Genomic DNA, 18,138 nt, shown 5'->3' on the forward strand with positions numbered 1-18,138 from the left:
TTTTTTCAGGACGTTACACTATTTTGATTACTTAATTGCAGCTAAAGCATGTGTGTAATCTGGTTCTTGTCCAATTTCAGGAACTTGTTCTGCATAAGCAACTTCTCCATTTGGATCAATTACTACAACTGCGCGAGATAATAATCCATTTAATGGTCCATCAACCATTTTTACACCATAAGCATTTGCGAATTCTTCATTTTTGAAATCAGATAAAGTGACTACATTATCCAAACCTTCGGCAGCACAAAAACGAGATAAAGCGAAAGGTAAATCTTTCGAAATACATAACACAACTGTATTTGCAGCAGAAGAGACTTCTTTGTTAAAAGTTCGTACAGATTGCGCACAAACACCAGTGTCAACACTTGGGAAAATATTTAAAACAACATTTTTCCCAGCATAATCAGCCAATGTTTTGTCGCTTAAATCGCCTGCTGTTAAAGCAAAACTTGGGGCTTTTTCACCAACTGTTGGTAAATCTCCGCCTGTATGAATAGGATTTCCTTTGAATGTAATTTCAGCCATAATTTTTTGTTTTATTCTAGATTTTTAATGATTAAAAGTAACAAAATTCTACGGAGAAAAAAGTATCTTCGCAACAATAAATTGTTACATTACAAATAACACACAAATATTATGCAACTTTCAAAGCGTTTACAGAATTTGAAACCATCTGCAACTATTGCAATGTCTGCGAAAGCAAGAGAATTAAAATCACAAGGAATCGATGTGATTAGTTTAAGTATTGGAGAACCAGATTTCAATACACCAGATTTTATCAAGGAGGCAGCTAAAAAAGCTATCGACGAAAATTATTCAGGATATCCTCCAATTGCAGGGTATGCAGATTTGAAGGAAACAATTTGTAAGAAGTTTAAACGTGATAACAATATTGAATATACAGCAAATCAAGTTGTTGTTTCTACTGGAGCAAAACAATCTATTTATAATGTTTTACAAGCAATTGTAGATGAAGGAACTGAAGTGATTATTCCAACACCTTATTGGGTTTCTTATTCAGATATCGTAGAATTATCAGGAGGAACGCCAGTTTTTGTAGAAGGAACTTTAGAAGCTGATTTCAAAATTACACCAGCACAGTTAGAAGCTGCAATTACAGATAAAACTCGTGCAATTATTTATTCATCTCCTTGTAATCCGTCAGGATCAGTTTACACAAGAGAAGAATTGAAAGGTTTAGCTGAGGTTTTAGCAAAATATCCAGATGTGATTATTATTTCGGACGAGATTTATGAGCACATTGTTTACGGAGAAAAAAATGTTTCGATAGCATCTTTCCCAGAAGTTTATAACCAAACGGTAACAATTAACGGATTAGCAAAAGCTTTTGCGATGACAGGATGGAGAATCGGTTTCATTGGAGCGCCAGCTTGGTTAGCAAAAGCATGCGAAACATTACAAGGGCAAGTAACTTCGGGAGCAACATCTATCGCGCAACGTGCTGCAATTACGGCTTTAGAAGCAGATCCAAGTTCTGTTCAATACATGGTTGATGCGTTTGCAGAACGTCGTGAATTGATGTTAGGTTGGGCAAGAGAAATTCCAACGTTCAAAGTAAACGAACCAAAAGGAGCTTTCTATTTATTTCCAGATGTTACGGCAACTTTCGGAAATACATACAATGGCGTTACAATTAACAATGCAGATGATTTAGCTTTATATTTATTAGAGCATGCACAAGTTGCAGTTGTTTCTGGTTCGGCTTTCGGGTCTAAAAATTGTATTCGTATCTCGTATGCGGCGTCTGTAGAAGAGTTGAAAGAAGCAATGACACGTATCAAAAATGCTTTAGCGTAAGTAGAAAAATAGATAAAATATCAAAATCCTCAAGTTTAACTTGAGGATTTTTTTGTGGATGATATTTTCTTAAAAAAAATGTGATTTTAATTTTAATGAAATTCAATTGATTAGCCTATTTAAGCGACTTTTTATTGAAAATATTTCAAAAAAGATTTGTTTTAATCGAAAATAACCTCTTATATTTGCACCACTAAAAACAAGGCGAGGTAGCTCAGATGGTTAGAGCGCAGGATTCATAACCCTGAGGTCGGCAGTTCGATTCTGCTCTTCGCTACAAATTCAAAAGACAAATTCATTATCGAATTTGTCTTTTTTATTATCAATAAATATTATTAGACTTCTGATGATAATCATCGATTAATCTTTTCAAATTCATTAAATTTGCATTCAATTTAGTAACGTTCTAAATAAAATTCAAAAAAATGATTCAAACAGATATAGTTATAATCGGAGCTGGACCAACTGGTCTTTTTGCCGTTTTCGAAGCAGGTTTATTAAAAATGAGATGTCATATTATTGATGCACTTCCTCAACCAGGAGGGCAATTGACAGAATTGTATCCAAAAAAACCAATTTTTGATATTCCTGGTTATCCTTCTGTTGGTGCAGGTGAATTGATTGATAACTTAATGGAGCAAATCAAACAATTTGAGCCAGGTTTTACATTGAACGAACAAGCTGCAACAATCGATAAGCAAGAAGACGGAACTTTTATTGTAACAACAAATAAAGGAACGCAAGTGCAAGGAAAAGCGGTTGCGATTGCAGGTGGTCTTGGATCTTTTGAGCCTCGTAAGCCAATTATCGAAAACATCGAAGCGTATGAAGAAAACGGAGTGGAGTATTTTGTAAAAAATCCTGAACTGTTCCGTGATAAAAAAATCGTAATTGCTGGTGGTGGAGATTCTGCTTTGGATTGGTCGATTTTCTTGGCTGATGTGGCTGCGGAAGTTACGTTGGTACACAGAAGAAATGAGTTCCGTGGAGCGTTAGATTCTGTTGATAAAGTAATTGAATTGAAAAAAGCTGGAAAAATTAATTTGGTTACTCCAGCTGAAATTACTGGAATCAAAGGTGAAGGAAAAGTGGAAAGTTTGGTAATTGAAAAAGAAGGTGAAACTTTTGAACTTGAAACAGATTATTTTATTCCATTGTTTGGTCTTTCTCCAAAACTAGGTCCTATTGCAAATTGGGGATTGGAGATTGAGAAAAATGCTATTAAAGTAAATAATGCGTTAGATTATCAAACAAATATCGAAGGAATTTACGCGATTGGAGACGTAAATACTTATCCAGGAAAATTGAAATTGATTTTATGTGGTTTCCATGAAGCAACGTTAATGTGTCAGTCTGTTTACAATAGAATGAATCCTGGGAAAAAATTTGTCTTGAAATACACAACTGTTTCTGGTGTTGATGGTTTCGACGGGACAAGAAAAGAAGCCGAAAAAGCGGTTGTCAAAGCTATTGACTAATTTTAACAAAATAAATAGAAATATTTTTTAAATCTTTTACGTTTTGCGTAAAAGGTTTTTTTTATTCACATTCACAAGGTTCTCTACTTCGTCTTTTGGCTTCATTGTCCCAAAAAGGATAAAATTTTAATCCAAAATAAAAGTTCGCAGAAGTTAATTTTTTCTGTTTAAAAACGATTGGAATTGCATTATCACTGCCCAAAATTAGAGGGCCAATTCTTACATACCCACCAAATGTTATATTTTCATAATCATAGATAGAAAGGGAAGGTCCAATTCCAAATCCATTTTTTTGGATAGTATAAGAAGTTTGTAGCACATTGATACGTTTCAAACTATTCTCGAAAACTGGAATTCGTTGCATCCAATTGAAATTTAAGTAATGATTTTCAATAATTTTTTTACTCAGATTAAGATGTAAACTCGTTGGTAAACCGATCGAAAAATTATTTCCCGTTTTAGATTTTGTTTCATCACCATAAACTTCTTTGCTCAAAAGTCCTAAATATTGATCAACACTTTCAAATTCAACTTCATCTAATTTTGGATTATTACGAATTTGAACTCTTTGCGAGGGATTGTAGAAATGATGGTTATCGCCTCTGAATTTTACTAATCCAACATCTAATAAATTTGCCGAAAATTTGAAATCATATAATTCATCATTCGCTCTTCTGTTCACAAAAGAAATTCCTAAATCTATTCCAACTCCATTTCCTCTATTTCGTAAAACATATTTATCTCGATCAAAATCATAATTGGTAGAATATCCTGCTTTTATATCATAATTTGACGCATAAATATTTGCATCAGGATTGTCGATTGTACTTGTTATAGTTGGTTCAGCTTCTAATTTTATCGCGTTTTTACTTTTGATATACGCGCCATCTAAACCCAAAAGATATTTAATATTTGCCCCAATAATAACTTCAGAAGTATTAGTTGTATACAAATTTGTCGCAACATTTAAGCCTAATTCAGCCCAATTCATTGCATTTGTCTTTGTTGGTTCAAACGCATAATTTTTGGGTTCTATTTCATTCTGATTACTAAAACGAAAATAATTATCTAAATCTTTAATAGAACCTTGTGTACGAAGTCGAGTGAAAATTCCAAGACGATAAGTTTGATTATTAATTTTCTTTTTAAAAGAAATGGAAGGTCCCAGAAGATCATTTTCCAAATGATAAGAAATCGTATTTCTAGTTGCGAAATCTAAAATATTAGAATGCGTTTCTCCTCTTATTCCAGCTTTTATATTTGCTGATTTTGTTTCACCTTTTATTAAACCTAATACGTTTTGATCGGATATGTAAGCGTAATCATTTCTGAATAAAATATCCTCAGAAATAATATTAACATCCCATTTATTCGGGTTAAAATATGAAGTTGTCGGAGAAAAAACACTACCGTTAATCCCGCTATATTGATCATTACTAAAAGATAAAATATTTTGTCCAAACGTAAATCCTGAACAAAAAATAACGGTTAATAGAAGTTTTTTCAAATGATGAAATTTTTATTAAAAATAAGAAAAATCAATTGGAATAAATTACGGTTTTACGTACAGCTCAAAAAAAAGAGTTTCAATTTGAAACCCTTCTTTATAAAATTAAATTTTAATCACCATCAATTAATCTTCCTAAACCTCCTAAAATAGAACCTTCACCTTGTGAAGAACCGCCTGCAGAAGGTGCATGTGCAATAATACGATCAGCCAATCGGCTAAAAGGTAAAGATTGTATATATACAACACCAGGACCTCTTAATGTAGCAAAGAAAACACCTTCTCCTCCGAAAAATGTATTTTTAATTCCGCCTATAAATTCGATATCGTAATGAACAGATTGTTCGAAACCAACAATGCAACCTGTATCAACTTTCAGAACTTCGCCAGCTTGTAAAACACGACGATGTAATGTTCCACCAGCATGAATGAAAGCCATTCCGTCACCTTCTAATTTTTGCATAATGAAACCTTCTCCTCCAAAAAGTCCAGTTCCTAATTTTCGATTAAATTCAATTCCAACCGAAACTCCTTTTGCAGCACAAAGAAAAGCATCTTTCTGGCAAATAAATTTTCCGTTCACTTCTGGTAAATCTATCGGAACAATTTTTCCTGGATATGGTGCAGCAAAAGACGCTTTCTTTTTTCCTTGTCCGTAATTTGTGTACGAAGTCATAAACAAACCTTCACCTGTTAACATTCGTTTTCCGGCATTTAATAATTTTCCGAAAATTCCACCACTTTGTTGAGAACCATCGCCAAAAATTGTTTCCATTTTTACACCATCATCCATCATCATAAAACTACCTGCTTCTGCTACAACAGTTTCTTGTGGATCTAATTCAATTTCGACAAATTGCATTTCTTCACCGTAAATTTTATAATCTATTTCGTGTGAATTCATTTTTTTAATTTTACTAATTAGTCGACAAAATTCGTAATTCGTAACAGTTCTTATTTAAAATTAGTATTAAATATGAACCAATGAGGTATATTCTTTTTTTGAAAGTAAACAATCCGTATTTTTGTTTAACTTGAAAAAGTATTATGGCAGATATTAAAATTACAATTATAGATAGAGAAGGTGTTTCGCACGAAGTTGACGCGCCTACTGATATGAATATGAATATCATGGAGCTTGTGCGCGCCTACGAATTAGCACCAGAAGGAACCATTGGTATTTGTGGTGGAATGGCGATGTGTGCTTCTTGTCAATGTTATGTGTTAACACCAGAAATTCAATTACCAGAAATGACGCCTGATGAAGATGCAATGTTAGCAGAGGCATTTAATGTGAAAGATAATTCACGTTTAGGTTGTCAGTTACATCTTTCGAATGAAATGGATGGATTAGTTGTTGAATTAGCACCAGAATATTAAATTTTAGTTTTACGTGGTACGTTATAAGTTCTACGTTACAATTTTGTTATTATCGTTTAGCGTAAAACGTTTGGCGTAATACTTAAAACTTATTAAATGAATCAATTAGATAAAAGACTTTTTTTGTTAGATGCTTATGCCTTAATTTTTAGAGGGTATTATGCATTTATCAAAAATCCACGAATCAACTCAAAAGGTTTCAATACATCGGCAATTATGGGATTTACGAATTCCTTGTTCGATGTCATTCGACGTGAACAACCAACGCATTTGGCGGTTGTTTTTGATGTTGGTCAAGCAACAGTTCGTACGGTAGATTATCCTGAATATAAAGCAAATCGTGATGAAACGCCAGAAGCCATTCGTCAAGGCGTTCCGTATATTCAAGATATTTTACGAGCGTTAAAAATTCCAGTACTTTTCGCCGAAGGTTACGAAGCAGATGATGTGATCGGAACATTAGCACAGAAAGCAGAGAAAGCTGGTTATACAACTTATATGGTGACACCCGATAAGGATTTTGCGCAATTGGTAACGGAAAAAATTAAAATGTATCGTCCTGCTGCAAATGGAAAAGGTGTTGAGATTTGGGGAATTGAAGAAGTAAAAGAAAAATTTGAAATCGACGATCCAATTCAAGTTATCGATTACCTTGGAATGATGGGTGATGCTGTGGATAATATTCCAGGTTTACCAGGTGTTGGAGCAAAAACGGCAAGTAAATATTTGAAAGAATTTGGATCATTGGAAAACCTTTTAGCGAATACAGATAAGCTGAAAGGGAAAGCTAAAGAAAAGATTGAAGAGAATAAAGAGCTTGGAATTCTTTCGAAGAAATTAGCAACGATTATTACAGATGTTCCTGTAGAATTTGATGAAGAAGATTTAACGGTTTGCCCGCCAGATATAGAAAAAGTTACTGAACTTTTCACGGAGTTAGAATTCCGTCGTATGTTAGAAACGGTTTACAGAATTTATGGTTTGGATGTTTCGGGAATTATCAAAGAAGCGCAAGAAGAAATTTCTGCGGCAAGTCAGATTTCTTCGAATCAAGTGCAAATGGCTCAACAATCATTGTTCGATTTTACGTCTGATGAAGAAATCGTTCCACAAAATTCAGCTTTTACAGATATTTCAACAACCAATCATTTGTATCAATTAATCGATACGAAAAAAGGAAGAGAATTATTGTTGAAAAATATTCTGAAACAAAAAGAAGTGACGTTCGATACGGAAACAACTTCTTTGGATGCTTTAGAAGCTGAATTGGTTGGAATTTCATTTTCTTGGGAAAAAGGAAAAGGTTATTATGTTCCTTTTTCAACTGATTTCGAGGAAACAAAAGCAATTATCAACGAATTTAAACCATTTTTTGAAGATGAATCAATTTCGAAAATTGGTCAAAATCTAAAATATGATATCAAAGTATTAAACAAATATGACATTGTTGTTTTAGGCCAGAATTTTGATACGATGATTGCGCATTATTTGATTAATCCAGATATGCGTCACAATATGGATGTGTTGTCAGAAACATATTTGAGCTATCAACCAGTTTCAATCGAAAGTTTGATTGGAAAAAAAGGAAAGAATCAAAAGAATTTCCGTGATGTTCCGTTGATGGAGCAAACTGAATATGGAGTAGAAGATTCTGATATTACAAATCAGTTGAAAAATCTTTTCGAACCAGAATTAATCAAAGCAAATACACACAAATTATTCACTAATCTTGAAATGCCATTGATGCAAGTTTTGGCTGATATGGAATTGGAAGGTGTTAATTTGGATGTTCCGTTCTTGAAAGAACTTTCGGTAAAACACGAAGCGAAATTAAGAGAATTAGAAGCAAAAATTCAGCAAGATGCTGGAGAAGAATTTAATCTTAATTCGCCAAAACAATTGGGAGAAATCTTGTTTGATAAATTACAATTAGATCCAAAAGCGAAGAAAACCAAAACAGGTCAGTACGCAACAGGAGAAGAAATTTTATCAAAACTGAAAGATAAGCATCCAATTATCAATGATATTTTAGAGTACCGTCAATTACAAAAATTAAAATCGACTTATATTGATGCGTTGCCAGAATTGGTGAATCCAAAAACTGGTCGCGTGCATACAACATACGCGCAAACGGTTGCTGCAACGGGACGTTTGTCTTCTGTAAATCCGAATTTACAAAACATTCCAATTCGTTCAGAAGAAGGTCAGCAAATTCGTAAAGCCTTTGTTGCGCGAGATGAAAATCATGTGATTATTTCTGCCGATTATTCGCAAATTGAATTGCGTTTGATTGCACAAATGTCACAAGATCCTGCAATGGTAGAAGCTTTCAAACATGGAGAAGATATTCACGCTTCTACTGCCGCAAAAGTTTTCAATGTAGCTTTAGATGAGGTGACGCGTGAACAACGTAGTCAAGCGAAAACGGTAAACTTCGGAATTATTTATGGTGTTTCGGCTTTTGGTTTAGCAGATCAAGCAAATATTTCGCGTAAAGAAGCCAAAGCATTGATTGATGCGTATTATGAAACTTACCCAACGTTGAAAGCGTATATCGAAAAACAAGTTGAGGTTGCTCGTGACCAAGGTTTTGTAGAAACGTTAATGGGACGTCGCCGTTATTTGAAAGATATCAATTCGAGAAATGCAGTAGTGCGTTCGCATGCTGAGCGAAATGCTGTAAATGCACCAATACAAGGAACTGCGGCTGATATCGTGAAAATGGCAATGATTCAAATTCAGAAAGAATTGAAGAAAAATTATAAAACCAAAATGATTTTACAAGTGCATGATGAGTTAATTTTTGATGCACCAAAAGATGAGGTTGAAAAAGTTTCTGAATTAATCAAATCGACTATGGAAGCTGCAATGCAAATGGATGTTCCGTTAATTGCAGAAGTCGGAGTAGGAGCAAATTGGTTAGAAGCGCACTAAAATTTTAACTGTTACAATATTGTTTTTTTGTTATTATTTTTCGTTGGATTGGTTGTAATTGTTTTTTTGGTTGGTTTTCTAATTTTTTCATTAAATACTTATCAAATAAATTCCATCCAGTTGTTATTATCATTTGAATGATTTTCGGAGTATATTCCGAATCAATTATCATAGAGATTAAATTTTCAAAATCCATTTTCATTTTATTTTATATATAAAAAAGTCAACAGATTGATTTTTTTACTGCTGACACAATATCAAACCTATGTAAAAGGATTTTTTTGAAAGGACACAAAAAACACACACCATTATTTTTCTTTTAAATAGAGGATGAAAGGTTTTTTAGCATTTCTAACAAAACAATTATTTTTTTATTATATTTATAACTAGTTATAAATTAAATTATTATGAAAAAAGTATTATGTTTTATTTTTACGTTTATTATGTTATTATCATGTGAGACTGCTGAATATATAACAGCAAAAAATATTGATACATTAAAACCAATGGAAAATAATTTTTCTTCATCAAAATTTAATGTTGAAAATATTTTAAGTGGTGAAGAAATTATAAGTAAAATAAAAAAAGATGTTAATTTAAAGGAAGAAGATCAACTTAAGAATATTTCTTTAAGAGAATTATCTAATGATGAAAAATCAGAAGAACAAAAATCAAAAAGAATGTATGTTTTAAGAGGTAAAACAGATAAAGGTGTAAGTATTGCACATGTTTTTACAGCAAATCCTGATAATACTCTTTTAATGAGCGAAGGATTAACTTGTAAATGCACATCTACAAATTGTTCACAAGGTTGTGATGCTTCTATATGGGGAGGTAATTGCAGTTGTTCTCATTGTTCTTCAGAATGCAAAAAGGAATCAACAGTTACTCTAGAATTTGAAGGTTTGGGTTTTAAATCAAAAAAATAAGTGAAATTTTAATAACAAAATAAGCTTGGTTAAATTTTAACCAAGCTTATTTGTTTCGTTACCATGTCCTCACGTTGCCTCTTTCTCCTTCCTTTTTGGTAGAACAAATTTAACAATTTTTTTATCTTGTAAGAGTAATTTTGAATTAAAGTATTCTTTTCCATAACATTAGTTTTCTGACAACACTCCTTTTTTCTTTATATCGCTTTTATTGTACTGCTCATGAGAAAAATATTATTTACAATAATTATAAAGAGTTACTTTTTAGTAGCGCTTTTTTTTGTTAAAATATCTATAAAATATTCTGATTAACAAATTCTTAACGAGATTAAAATATATCTTTAATTCATTATTGATTTTAAATTATATGAAAAAACTATTTTACTTATTTACATTATTTGCGATATGTGTAAATGCTCAAATCGTAAACATAAAAATCACCGATTTTTCGAGTAATTTACCGCTTGATGATGCAGATGTATATTTCAAGAATTCGACAAAGAATTTTGTTTCGGATCAAGAAGGAAAAGCTGTTGTTGATTTAAGTAATGTTACGCAAAATGATGAATTAATCGTTTCGAAAAAAGATTATCAAGATGCGATAATTAAGGTTTCAGAATTGAAACCAGAAATGATCATCAAACTCGAAAAAGTTTCCGAAGTTGAGTTGAAAGAAGCTTTTGTTACAAACTTGAAAGCCGAAGATGTTCTACAGAAAGTTTATGATAATTATGATAAGAACTTTAATATTGAACAATATTATTTCTTAGTTAATTTTCAACAAGATTTGTTATTTAATAATAATGAACGGGATTTTATTGATGCAGATTTACAGTTTAAATTTAAACGAGGAGATTTGAAAATTAAATCAAAAGGAATTGTAAACAACGAAATAAAAAGTGGACGAGAACCAAATTCAAATATTCGTTTGATTTATTATTTGGAGAGTATTTATTTGAAAGAAAAATATATTAAGCAATTTGTATACTTATTAAAGGAAAAGAAATATGAAGAATCTAATTTATCATTAACAAAATATGGAGATAGTTTTGTTTATGAAGTTACAATAAAAACAAAATCAAGAGATGTATTTCTGACAATTGATAAAGATACATTTGCTGTTGTTGAGTTTTATTGGGAAACGACTATTCCGGAAACTAAATATTCAGAAAATGAATTTTTAAGAGAAGCAAAAGTTGTTTATAAATATCGTCCTCATAACGGGAATTGGTTGTTGAAAGAAACGTCTGCAATTTGGAACACTACTTATGAAAAAGATGATGAAAAAACAGATTTAGATATGAATTTTAGTATAATCGTAAATGATTATAACACGCAACCTTTTCCAGAATTCAATAAATCGGTGAATGAAAAAATGGATATCCGTAGAAGTTTTAAATAATAAAAAAATCACAATAAAATGAAAAATATAATTGTAGGAATTACATTATTTTTAGGAGTTAATCTTTTTGCTCAGTCAGAAAAAGAAAGTATTAGAGCGACGTATAAAGCCGAATTTATTTTTGATTACGAACAATCCAAAGATATGTTTCCCAAAAATTTACAAGCCGCTTTCAAGTCTGCAATTGACCGAGGTATTTTTGTAGATTTTATTTTAGAAAGTAACAATGTGTTATCTATCTTCAAAGCTGATACGAAAATAAATAATGCACAAGATGAATCGGATATGGTTGTGCAAGAGATTTTGGATTCTGAAAAAAATCCATTGTACAAAGATTTTTCAAAAAATGAATATTATAAACAATTTGATATTAACGTCAAAACGTATTTGGTTAAAGAAAATATACCTGATTTTAATTGGCAATTAACGAAAGAAAAAGCGGTGATTAATGGTTATAATGTCGTGAAAGCGATTGGAGAAGATAAGGAAGGAAATACATTTATAGCTTGGTATTCGCCAGAAATAAAGTACAAAGATGGTCCGTATAATTTTGCGAATTTGCCAGGTTTGATTCTGCAAACTGAAATTATTACACCATATTTCAAAACGATTTTTAAAATTAATCAATTGGAAATTTTGACTAAAAAACTTGATATCACTTTACCAACAAAAGGTAAAATCTTAACCTTTCAAGAAATGCAAGATGATTTAAACTCGATAAGAAAATCATCAAATGAGGGTGTAGAAAAATAGTTTCCAAAATAAAAGCGTTACCCATAAAAGGTAACGCTTTAGTTTTGACTATTTTTTTTGAATTATACCATTGGTTTGCGAACAACTGGTAAAATTTCTCCTTTTTCTAAACAGTATTTTTGAACATCTTCTGACGGAATTTGTTTGGTATAATCAACTTTTTCTACGATAAACCCTACATCTTCTAAACGTTTGTAATAATCTAAACCATAGACACGAACGTGGTCATATTGTCCAAATTTTTCTTTTCGTTCTTCTTTCGATGTTACCGTTGGATCTTCATAAGTCACATCACGTTGATACGAAATAGGAACTTGAAAAATTCCCCAACCACCAGGTTTCATCACACGAAATAATTCACTCATAGCTTTGTGATCATCAGGAATATGTTCTAATACGTGATTACAAAAAACAATATCGAATGTATCATCTCCAAAAGGTAAATCGCAAATATCAGCTTTTACATCGGCTAAAGGCGACTCGATATCACTTGTAATGTACTCAAGGTTTTTCATTGAGCGAAAACGCTTGATAAAAGATTGTTCAGGTGCGATGTGCAAAACTTTTGCTTTTTCTGTAAAAAAAGAAGTTTCATTTTTGAGGTATAACCACATCAAACGATGTCTTTCTAACGAAAAAGTTCCGGGAGAAAGCACGTTATCGCGTTGTTTTTCGTAACCATAAGGCAACAAACTGTAATAACCTTGTCCATCTATTGGGTCTACGAAACGATTTCCTTTCATGAACCAAACCAAAACTGGACGAATAATATAACTACCTTGAATCAGTAAAGGACGAGGTAGAATATTCATGATTTTTTTTAAAAGCTTTTTCACAAAAGTTTTCTTAAGGTTTGAATAAAAATGGTTTTTCTTCGTCAGATTTGATACCTAAAGCATCGTAAATAAACTGATAAGTTGACAATAATTTTGGTTCGCCATCTACTACACAGACATCGTGCTCAAAGTGAGCCGAATATTTGTCATCGCGTGTAGTAACTGTCCAACCATCTGGGTGAAAGAAAACTTTTTCAGTTCCCATATTTACCATTGGTTCGATTGCTAAAACTAAACCTTCTTCAATTTTTTTACCTGATCCGCGACGTCCATAATTAGGAACCTGAGGTTCTTCGTGCATTTTGCGACCTAATCCATGACCTACCAATTCACGCACGACACCGTAACCTTCTTTTTCACAATGTTGTTGAATGGCAAAACCAATATCACCTACGCGATTACCTTTTTTCATTTGTTCAATACCTTTGAACATAGATTCTTTTGTAACACGAAGTAATTTTTCTGTTTCAGCATCAATTTCTCCAACCGCAAATGTATAAGCGTGATCTCCGTAAAAATCATTCATATAAACACCACAATCTACCGAAACAATATCTCCTTCGTTAAGTGGTTCATCGTTTGGAATTCCATGAACAACTTGTTGATTTGGAGAAATACAAAGGTTTTTAGGGAAATCGTACATTCCTAAAAATGCAGGATATCCACCATTGTCGCGAATAAATTCGCCTCCTAATTTATCTAAATGATTTGTTGTAACACCAGGCACTACTTCTTTGGCTAACATACCCAAGGTTTTTGAAACCAATTGAGCGCTTAGGTACATTAGTTCTAATTCTTCTTTACTTTTTAAATGTATCATAATCCGAAAAATCCTCTTTTCTTTTTCTTCTCAGGAGCTTTTTGTCCGTTTGCGTGAACACTTAATTCAATCTTTTTTGTGATGATTTGATAAACGTCACTCCAACCTGGGAAACCTCCTAAATTTCTGTCGTCGATAAAGATATCGGCATTTATTTTTCGACTTTGCGTATTTTTATCAAAGTCTTCTCCATCAAAACTATTGTTGATGGCATAAAACTCGATTCCATTTTTTTTACAGAATTCTACAGCCTCATCTAAGTATTTACCACTACGATAAGTCCATAAAGTAAGGCGATATCCGTCGTTTTGTAATTGTTTCAATGTTTCGAAAGCGAAGATTTTAGCTTTTCCAATTTCTGGATATTTATCATCTACCACAGTTCCATCAAAGTCAACAGCAATAATTTTATTAATCATGTTTGTAAGTATTTAAAGTTATTTAGGTTATTTTTTTTGAACAATAATGTTTCCGGTCATTTCAGTTGGAATTTCAATTCCCATCAAAGTTAAGATAGTTGGCGCAATATCTCCAAGTTTACCATGTTCAACATTCCATTCGATATTTTTCTGAGCCAAAATAAATGGAACAGGATTCGTTGTATGTTGCGTATTCGGTGATCCATCTTCGTTTATCATAAAATCTGAATTTCCGTGATCAGCCAAAATCACCACATTGTAACCATGTTCTAAAGCTGCATTTATAATTTTTTCCGCACAAGAATCTACTACTTCAGCAGCTTTTATTGCCGCAGACATAACACCTGTATGTCCAACCATATCTGTATTAGCGAAGTTAAGACAAATGAAATCCGCTGATTCTTTTTCGATTTCTGGTACAATTGCATTTGTAATATCATATGCTGCCATTTCTGGTTTCAAATCGTAAGTAGCAACATCTCTTGGCGAAGCACATAAAATACGAGATTCACCAACGAAAGGTTCTTCGCGACCACCATTGAAGAAAAATGTTACGTGTGGATATTTTTCAGTTTCAGCAATACGAATTTGCTTACGACCAGCATTCGCAATAACTTCTCCTAACGTATTTACAATATTTTTCTCATCAAAAATTACCGCAACTCCAGTATATGTAGCATCATATTCTGTAAGAGTGATATATTTTAGATTTAATTTATGCATTCCAAATTCTGGAAAATCATGTTGCGTTAAAACTTCTGTGATTTCACGTCCACGATCAGTTCTAAAATTGAAACAAATCACTACATCACCATTTTCGATTTTAGCTTTTGGTCGACCATTTTCATCCGTTACAATAATCGGTTTGATGAATTCATCTGTTACGCCTTCATTATAAGATGCACGAATTGCTTCTAATGGATTTGTTGTTGTTTCACCAACTGCATTTACCATTGCATCGTATGCTAATTTCACACGTTCCCAACGTTTATCACGATCCATTGCATAATAACGACCAGTAATCGAAGCGATTTCTCCTGTTGATTTTGTCATGTGGTTTATCAATTCTGTGATAAATCCTTCGCCAGATTTTGGATCTGTATCACGACCATCTGTGAAAGCATGTACAAAAACATTTTTTTGTAAACCTGATTGATTTGCTGCATCCAACAAACCTTTCAAATGATTGATATGTGAGTGTACACCACCATCAGAAACTAAACCGATGAAATGTACTTTTTTGTTATTCTCTAAAGCATATTGAAAAGCATCTTTTAAGATTGGTTCGTTTTGTAATGTTCCGTTTTCAACTGCCATATTGATTCGAACTAAGTTTTGGAAAACCACTCGTCCAGCACCCAAATTCATATGTCCAACTTCCGAATTCCCCATTTGACCTTCTGGTAAACCAACGGCTAAACCAAATGTATCCAACGTAGAATGCGGAAATTTCTCGAAACAACTATCTATAAAAGGTGTATTTGCTTGAGCGATTGCAGAAACAGCAGGGTTTGGTCCAATTCCCCATCCGTCCAAAATCATTAATATTGCTTTATTGTTCATTTTTCTTGTAATAATTAAGCCCAAAGATAAGCATTCCTTGGGCTGAAAGTTTATTTTTTGTATGGTTTAATTTGCGACTTCACTGATGAATTTGATACGCATCAAACGTAATTCTTCTTCATCATAATCGTCACCAAATTCATCTAACAATGATGACATTGAGTCGGTATCTGCATCCATCAAGAATTCATAAATTTCCTCTTGTTGGTCTTCGTCCAAAACTTCGTCAATGTAATAATTGATATTTAATTTTGTTCCTTGATAAACGATACTTTCCATTTCTGAAAGCAAATCGCTCATCGTCATATTTTTTGCTTCCGCAACATCTTCAAGATTTAACTTTCTATCTGTTGATTGAATGATATAAACTTTGTGGCTCGATTTGTCCGCAACTTGTTTAATCACCATATCTTCAGGACGAATGATATCATTGTCTTTTACATATTGCGCAATAAAATCTACAAATTCTTTCCCAAATTTTTGAGCTTTTCCTTCTCCAACTCCAAACACATTTGTTAACTCCTTAACTGTTGTTGGGTATTGCATTGTCATATCATCTAAACTTGAATCTTGGAAAACAGCAAAAGGTGGAATCTGATGTTTTTTTGAGATTTTTTTACGTAAATCTTTCAATTGTTTCAATAAAACATCATCAAAAGCAATAGGAGTAGAAGACGTTTCTTCTTTATCAAAGCTACCTTCTGATAACAATTTTTTGAAATCAATATCTTCGGCAATTTCAAAAGAAGTTGGTTTACTAATGAAATCTTTTCCTGCTTTGGTAATTTTTAAAATACCATACGATTCGATTTCTTTCTCTAATAAATTACGAACAATTAATTGGCGTAAAATAGATTTCCAATAATAATCTTCTTTCGATTTTCCAATTCCAAAGAAATCTTCGGAGCTCAAATTATATGATTTTGTAATCGAAGTTTCTTTACCAACGATAACATTTACAACATCATTTAATTTTAATTTTTGATTTGTTTTCTGAACAACCTTCAATGCAATAACGGCATCATCTTTTGCTTCAACCATTTTCTTTGGATTGCGCATATTGTCGTCCATATTTGCACCTTCGCCGTTTTTGTCGTCAAATTCTTCTCCAAAATAATGTAACAAGAATTTACGACGTGACATTGAAGTTTCGGCATACGCCACAACCTCAGAAAGTAATTGCATTCCAACTTCGCGTTCTGCAACAGGTTTACTTGCTAAGAATTTTTCTAATTTTTCAATATCTTTATAATCATAGAAAGCAATACAAACACCTTCACCACCATCGCGACCTGCACGACCAGTTTCTTGGTAATAACTTTCTAACGATTTTGGCATATCGTAATGCATCACAAAACGTACATCTGGCTTGTCAATTCCCATCCCGAAAGCAATTGTAGCGACAACGACACTTGCATCTTCCATCAAAAACATATCTTGATGTTTGCTACGTGTTTTGGCATCTAAACCTGCATGGTAAGGAATAGCGTTGATTCCGTTTACTTGTAAAAGTTGCGTTATTTCTTCAACTTTTTTACGACTCAAGCAATAAATGACACCAGATTTACCATCGTTTTGTTTGATAAATTTGATGATTTGTTTGTCTTGATCAACCTTTGGGCGGATTTCGTAAAATAAATTTGTACGATTAAAAGAATCTTTAAAAACTTTGGCGCTTTGCATTCCCAAAGTTTTCTGAATATCTTCTTGTACTTTTGGTGTTGCTGTTGCTGTTAAAGCAATAATTGGCGCATCACCAATTTTGTTGATAATCGCTTTTAGATTACGATATTCTGGTCGAAAATCGTGTCCCCATTCAGAAATACAATGCGCTTCATCAATCGCAAAAAAAGAAATTTTCACCGATTTAAAAAAATCGATGTATTCTTCTTTTGTCAAAGATTCGGGTGCAACGTACAACATTTTAGTTACTCCATCTTTAATATCAGTCATAACTGTTTTTGTTTCTGACTTGTTCAAAGATGAGTTTAATACGTGAGCAATTCCATCATTTTCAGAAATTCCACGTATAGCGTCTACTTGATTCTTCATCAGCGCGATTAAAGGGGATACAATAATCGCAACTCCATCTGACATTAATGCCGGTAGTTGATAACATAAAGACTTACCTCCGCCAGTTGGCATCAAAACAAATACATCTTCTTTATTTAATAAGCTTGTAATGATTTCGTGCTGCTGTCCTTTAAATTGGTCGAAACCAAAATATTTTTTTAGGTAAGATGTTAAGTTTTTCGAAGTGGCTTCCATCTACACAAAAGACTAAAATTAATATTAT

General features: G+C 32.6%; 15 protein-coding genes and 1 tRNA gene. 8 read left to right on the forward strand and 8 right to left on the reverse strand.

Going from position 1 to position 18,138, the window contains the following annotated elements; genetic code table 11:
- Positions 1 to 27: 27 nt before the first annotated feature.
- Positions 28 to 528, reverse strand: coding sequence for a thiol peroxidase (gene tpx / locus B4G36_RS11700; protein WP_291064130.1), 501 nt, complete (start codon positions 526 to 528; stop codon positions 28 to 30).
- A gap of 111 nt (positions 529 to 639) precedes the next feature.
- Here tpx and B4G36_RS11705 point away from each other — a divergent pair, with 111 nt between their 5' ends.
- The 3 genes from B4G36_RS11705 (at position 640) to B4G36_RS11715 (ending at position 3,299) form a co-directional block, all read left to right on the forward strand.
- Positions 640 to 1,821, forward strand: a complete 1,182-nt coding sequence (locus tag B4G36_RS11705) for a pyridoxal phosphate-dependent aminotransferase (RefSeq protein WP_291064131.1) — start codon at positions 640 to 642, stop codon at positions 1,819 to 1,821.
- Positions 1,822 to 2,024: 203 nt separating this feature from the next.
- A tRNA-Met gene (locus tag B4G36_RS11710) sits at positions 2,025 to 2,098 on the forward strand.
- A 148-nt stretch (positions 2,099 to 2,246) separates the two neighbouring features.
- Positions 2,247 to 3,299, forward strand: a complete 1,053-nt coding sequence (locus tag B4G36_RS11715; RefSeq protein ID WP_115001902.1) for an NAD(P)/FAD-dependent oxidoreductase — start codon at positions 2,247 to 2,249, stop codon at positions 3,297 to 3,299.
- A 61-nt stretch (positions 3,300 to 3,360) separates the two neighbouring features.
- Here the strand turns inward: B4G36_RS11715 and B4G36_RS11720 are convergent, their stop codons facing one another.
- Positions 3,361 to 4,806, reverse strand: a complete 1,446-nt coding sequence (locus tag B4G36_RS11720; protein WP_291064132.1) for a DUF5723 family protein — start codon at positions 4,804 to 4,806, stop codon at positions 3,361 to 3,363.
- Positions 4,807 to 4,918: 112 nt separating this feature from the next.
- Positions 4,919 to 5,710: a TIGR00266 family protein gene (locus tag B4G36_RS11725; RefSeq protein ID WP_286495514.1), complete on the reverse strand. Its 792-nt coding sequence runs from the start codon at positions 5,708 to 5,710 to the stop codon at positions 4,919 to 4,921.
- Between the two features lie 143 nt (positions 5,711 to 5,853).
- Between B4G36_RS11725 and B4G36_RS11730 the strand changes: the two genes are divergently transcribed.
- The 5 genes from B4G36_RS11730 to B4G36_RS11750 all read left to right on the forward strand — a co-directional run bounded on the left by B4G36_RS11730 (position 5,854) and on the right by B4G36_RS11750 (position 12,204).
- Positions 5,854 to 6,186, forward strand: a complete 333-nt coding sequence (locus tag B4G36_RS11730; protein ID WP_286495515.1) for a 2Fe-2S iron-sulfur cluster-binding protein — start codon at positions 5,854 to 5,856, stop codon at positions 6,184 to 6,186.
- A 96-nt stretch (positions 6,187 to 6,282) separates the two neighbouring features.
- A complete protein-coding gene (gene polA, locus B4G36_RS11735) occupies positions 6,283 to 9,120 on the forward strand; it encodes a DNA polymerase I (protein ID WP_291064133.1) in 2,838 nt (945 codons plus the stop codon).
- Between the two features lie 407 nt (positions 9,121 to 9,527).
- Positions 9,528 to 10,049, forward strand: a complete 522-nt coding sequence (locus B4G36_RS11740) for a hypothetical protein (protein ID WP_291064134.1) — start codon at positions 9,528 to 9,530, stop codon at positions 10,047 to 10,049.
- A gap of 367 nt (positions 10,050 to 10,416) precedes the next feature.
- Positions 10,417 to 11,451: a hypothetical protein gene (locus B4G36_RS11745; protein WP_291064135.1), complete on the forward strand. Its 1,035-nt coding sequence runs from the start codon at positions 10,417 to 10,419 to the stop codon at positions 11,449 to 11,451.
- 18 nt (positions 11,452 to 11,469) lie between these two features.
- Positions 11,470 to 12,204, forward strand: coding sequence for a GLPGLI family protein (locus tag B4G36_RS11750; RefSeq protein ID WP_284583209.1), 735 nt, complete (start codon positions 11,470 to 11,472; stop codon positions 12,202 to 12,204).
- A 62-nt stretch (positions 12,205 to 12,266) separates the two neighbouring features.
- Here the strand turns inward: B4G36_RS11750 and B4G36_RS11755 are convergent, their stop codons facing one another.
- The 5 genes from B4G36_RS11755 to recQ form a co-directional block, all read right to left on the reverse strand.
- Positions 12,267 to 13,040 (reverse strand): class I SAM-dependent methyltransferase, encoded by a 774-nt coding sequence (locus B4G36_RS11755; RefSeq protein ID WP_171621818.1) that lies wholly within the window; start codon positions 13,038 to 13,040, stop codon positions 12,267 to 12,269.
- A gap of 10 nt (positions 13,041 to 13,050) precedes the next feature.
- Positions 13,051 to 13,860: a type I methionyl aminopeptidase gene (gene map, locus B4G36_RS11760; protein ID WP_171621819.1), complete on the reverse strand. Its 810-nt coding sequence runs from the start codon at positions 13,858 to 13,860 to the stop codon at positions 13,051 to 13,053.
- Positions 13,857 to 14,279, reverse strand: coding sequence for a BT0820 family HAD-type phosphatase (locus B4G36_RS11765; protein WP_115001885.1), 423 nt, complete (start codon positions 14,277 to 14,279; stop codon positions 13,857 to 13,859). The genes map and B4G36_RS11765 overlap by 4 nt, the downstream gene beginning before the upstream one ends.
- A gap of 27 nt (positions 14,280 to 14,306) precedes the next feature.
- Positions 14,307 to 15,842, reverse strand: a complete 1,536-nt coding sequence (gene gpmI / locus B4G36_RS11770) for a 2,3-bisphosphoglycerate-independent phosphoglycerate mutase (protein WP_291064136.1) — start codon at positions 15,840 to 15,842, stop codon at positions 14,307 to 14,309.
- A 66-nt stretch (positions 15,843 to 15,908) separates the two neighbouring features.
- A complete protein-coding gene (gene recQ / locus B4G36_RS11775) occupies positions 15,909 to 18,110 on the reverse strand; it encodes a DNA helicase RecQ (protein ID WP_291064137.1) in 2,202 nt (733 codons plus the stop codon).
- Between the last annotated feature and the right edge of the window lie 28 nt (positions 18,111 to 18,138).

Source organism: Empedobacter sp. UBA3239 (genome assembly GCF_002362875.1).
In the GTDB taxonomy this organism is placed as follows: Bacteria; Bacteroidota; Bacteroidia; order Flavobacteriales; family Weeksellaceae; genus Empedobacter; species Empedobacter falsenii_B.

What these genes read in the sequence shown, in the direction of transcription:
- tpx (WP_291064130.1), bottom strand. Translation starts at nt 528, where the DNA reads ATGGCTGAAATTACATTCAAAGGAAATCCTATTCATACAGGCGGAGAT.
- B4G36_RS11705 (WP_291064131.1), top strand. Translation starts at nt 640, where the DNA reads ATGCAACTTTCAAAGCGTTTACAGAATTTGAAACCATCTGCAACTATT.
- B4G36_RS11715 (WP_115001902.1), top strand. Translation starts at nt 2,247, where the DNA reads ATGATTCAAACAGATATAGTTATAATCGGAGCTGGACCAACTGGTCTT.
- B4G36_RS11725 (WP_286495514.1), bottom strand. Translation starts at nt 5,710, where the DNA reads ATGAATTCACACGAAATAGATTATAAAATTTACGGTGAAGAAATGCAA.
- B4G36_RS11730 (WP_286495515.1), top strand. Translation starts at nt 5,854, where the DNA reads ATGGCAGATATTAAAATTACAATTATAGATAGAGAAGGTGTTTCGCAC.
- polA (WP_291064133.1), top strand. Translation starts at nt 6,283, where the DNA reads ATGAATCAATTAGATAAAAGACTTTTTTTGTTAGATGCTTATGCCTTA.
- B4G36_RS11740 (WP_291064134.1), top strand. Translation starts at nt 9,528, where the DNA reads ATGAAAAAAGTATTATGTTTTATTTTTACGTTTATTATGTTATTATCA.
- B4G36_RS11745 (WP_291064135.1), top strand. Translation starts at nt 10,417, where the DNA reads ATGAAAAAACTATTTTACTTATTTACATTATTTGCGATATGTGTAAAT.
- B4G36_RS11750 (WP_284583209.1), top strand. Translation starts at nt 11,470, where the DNA reads ATGAAAAATATAATTGTAGGAATTACATTATTTTTAGGAGTTAATCTT.
- map (WP_171621819.1), bottom strand. Translation starts at nt 13,860, where the DNA reads ATGATACATTTAAAAAGTAAAGAAGAATTAGAACTAATGTACCTAAGC.
- B4G36_RS11765 (WP_115001885.1), bottom strand. Translation starts at nt 14,279, where the DNA reads ATGATTAATAAAATTATTGCTGTTGACTTTGATGGAACTGTGGTAGAT.
- gpmI (WP_291064136.1), bottom strand. Translation starts at nt 15,842, where the DNA reads ATGAACAATAAAGCAATATTAATGATTTTGGACGGATGGGGAATTGGA.
- recQ (WP_291064137.1), bottom strand. Translation starts at nt 18,110, where the DNA reads ATGGAAGCCACTTCGAAAAACTTAACATCTTACCTAAAAAAATATTTT.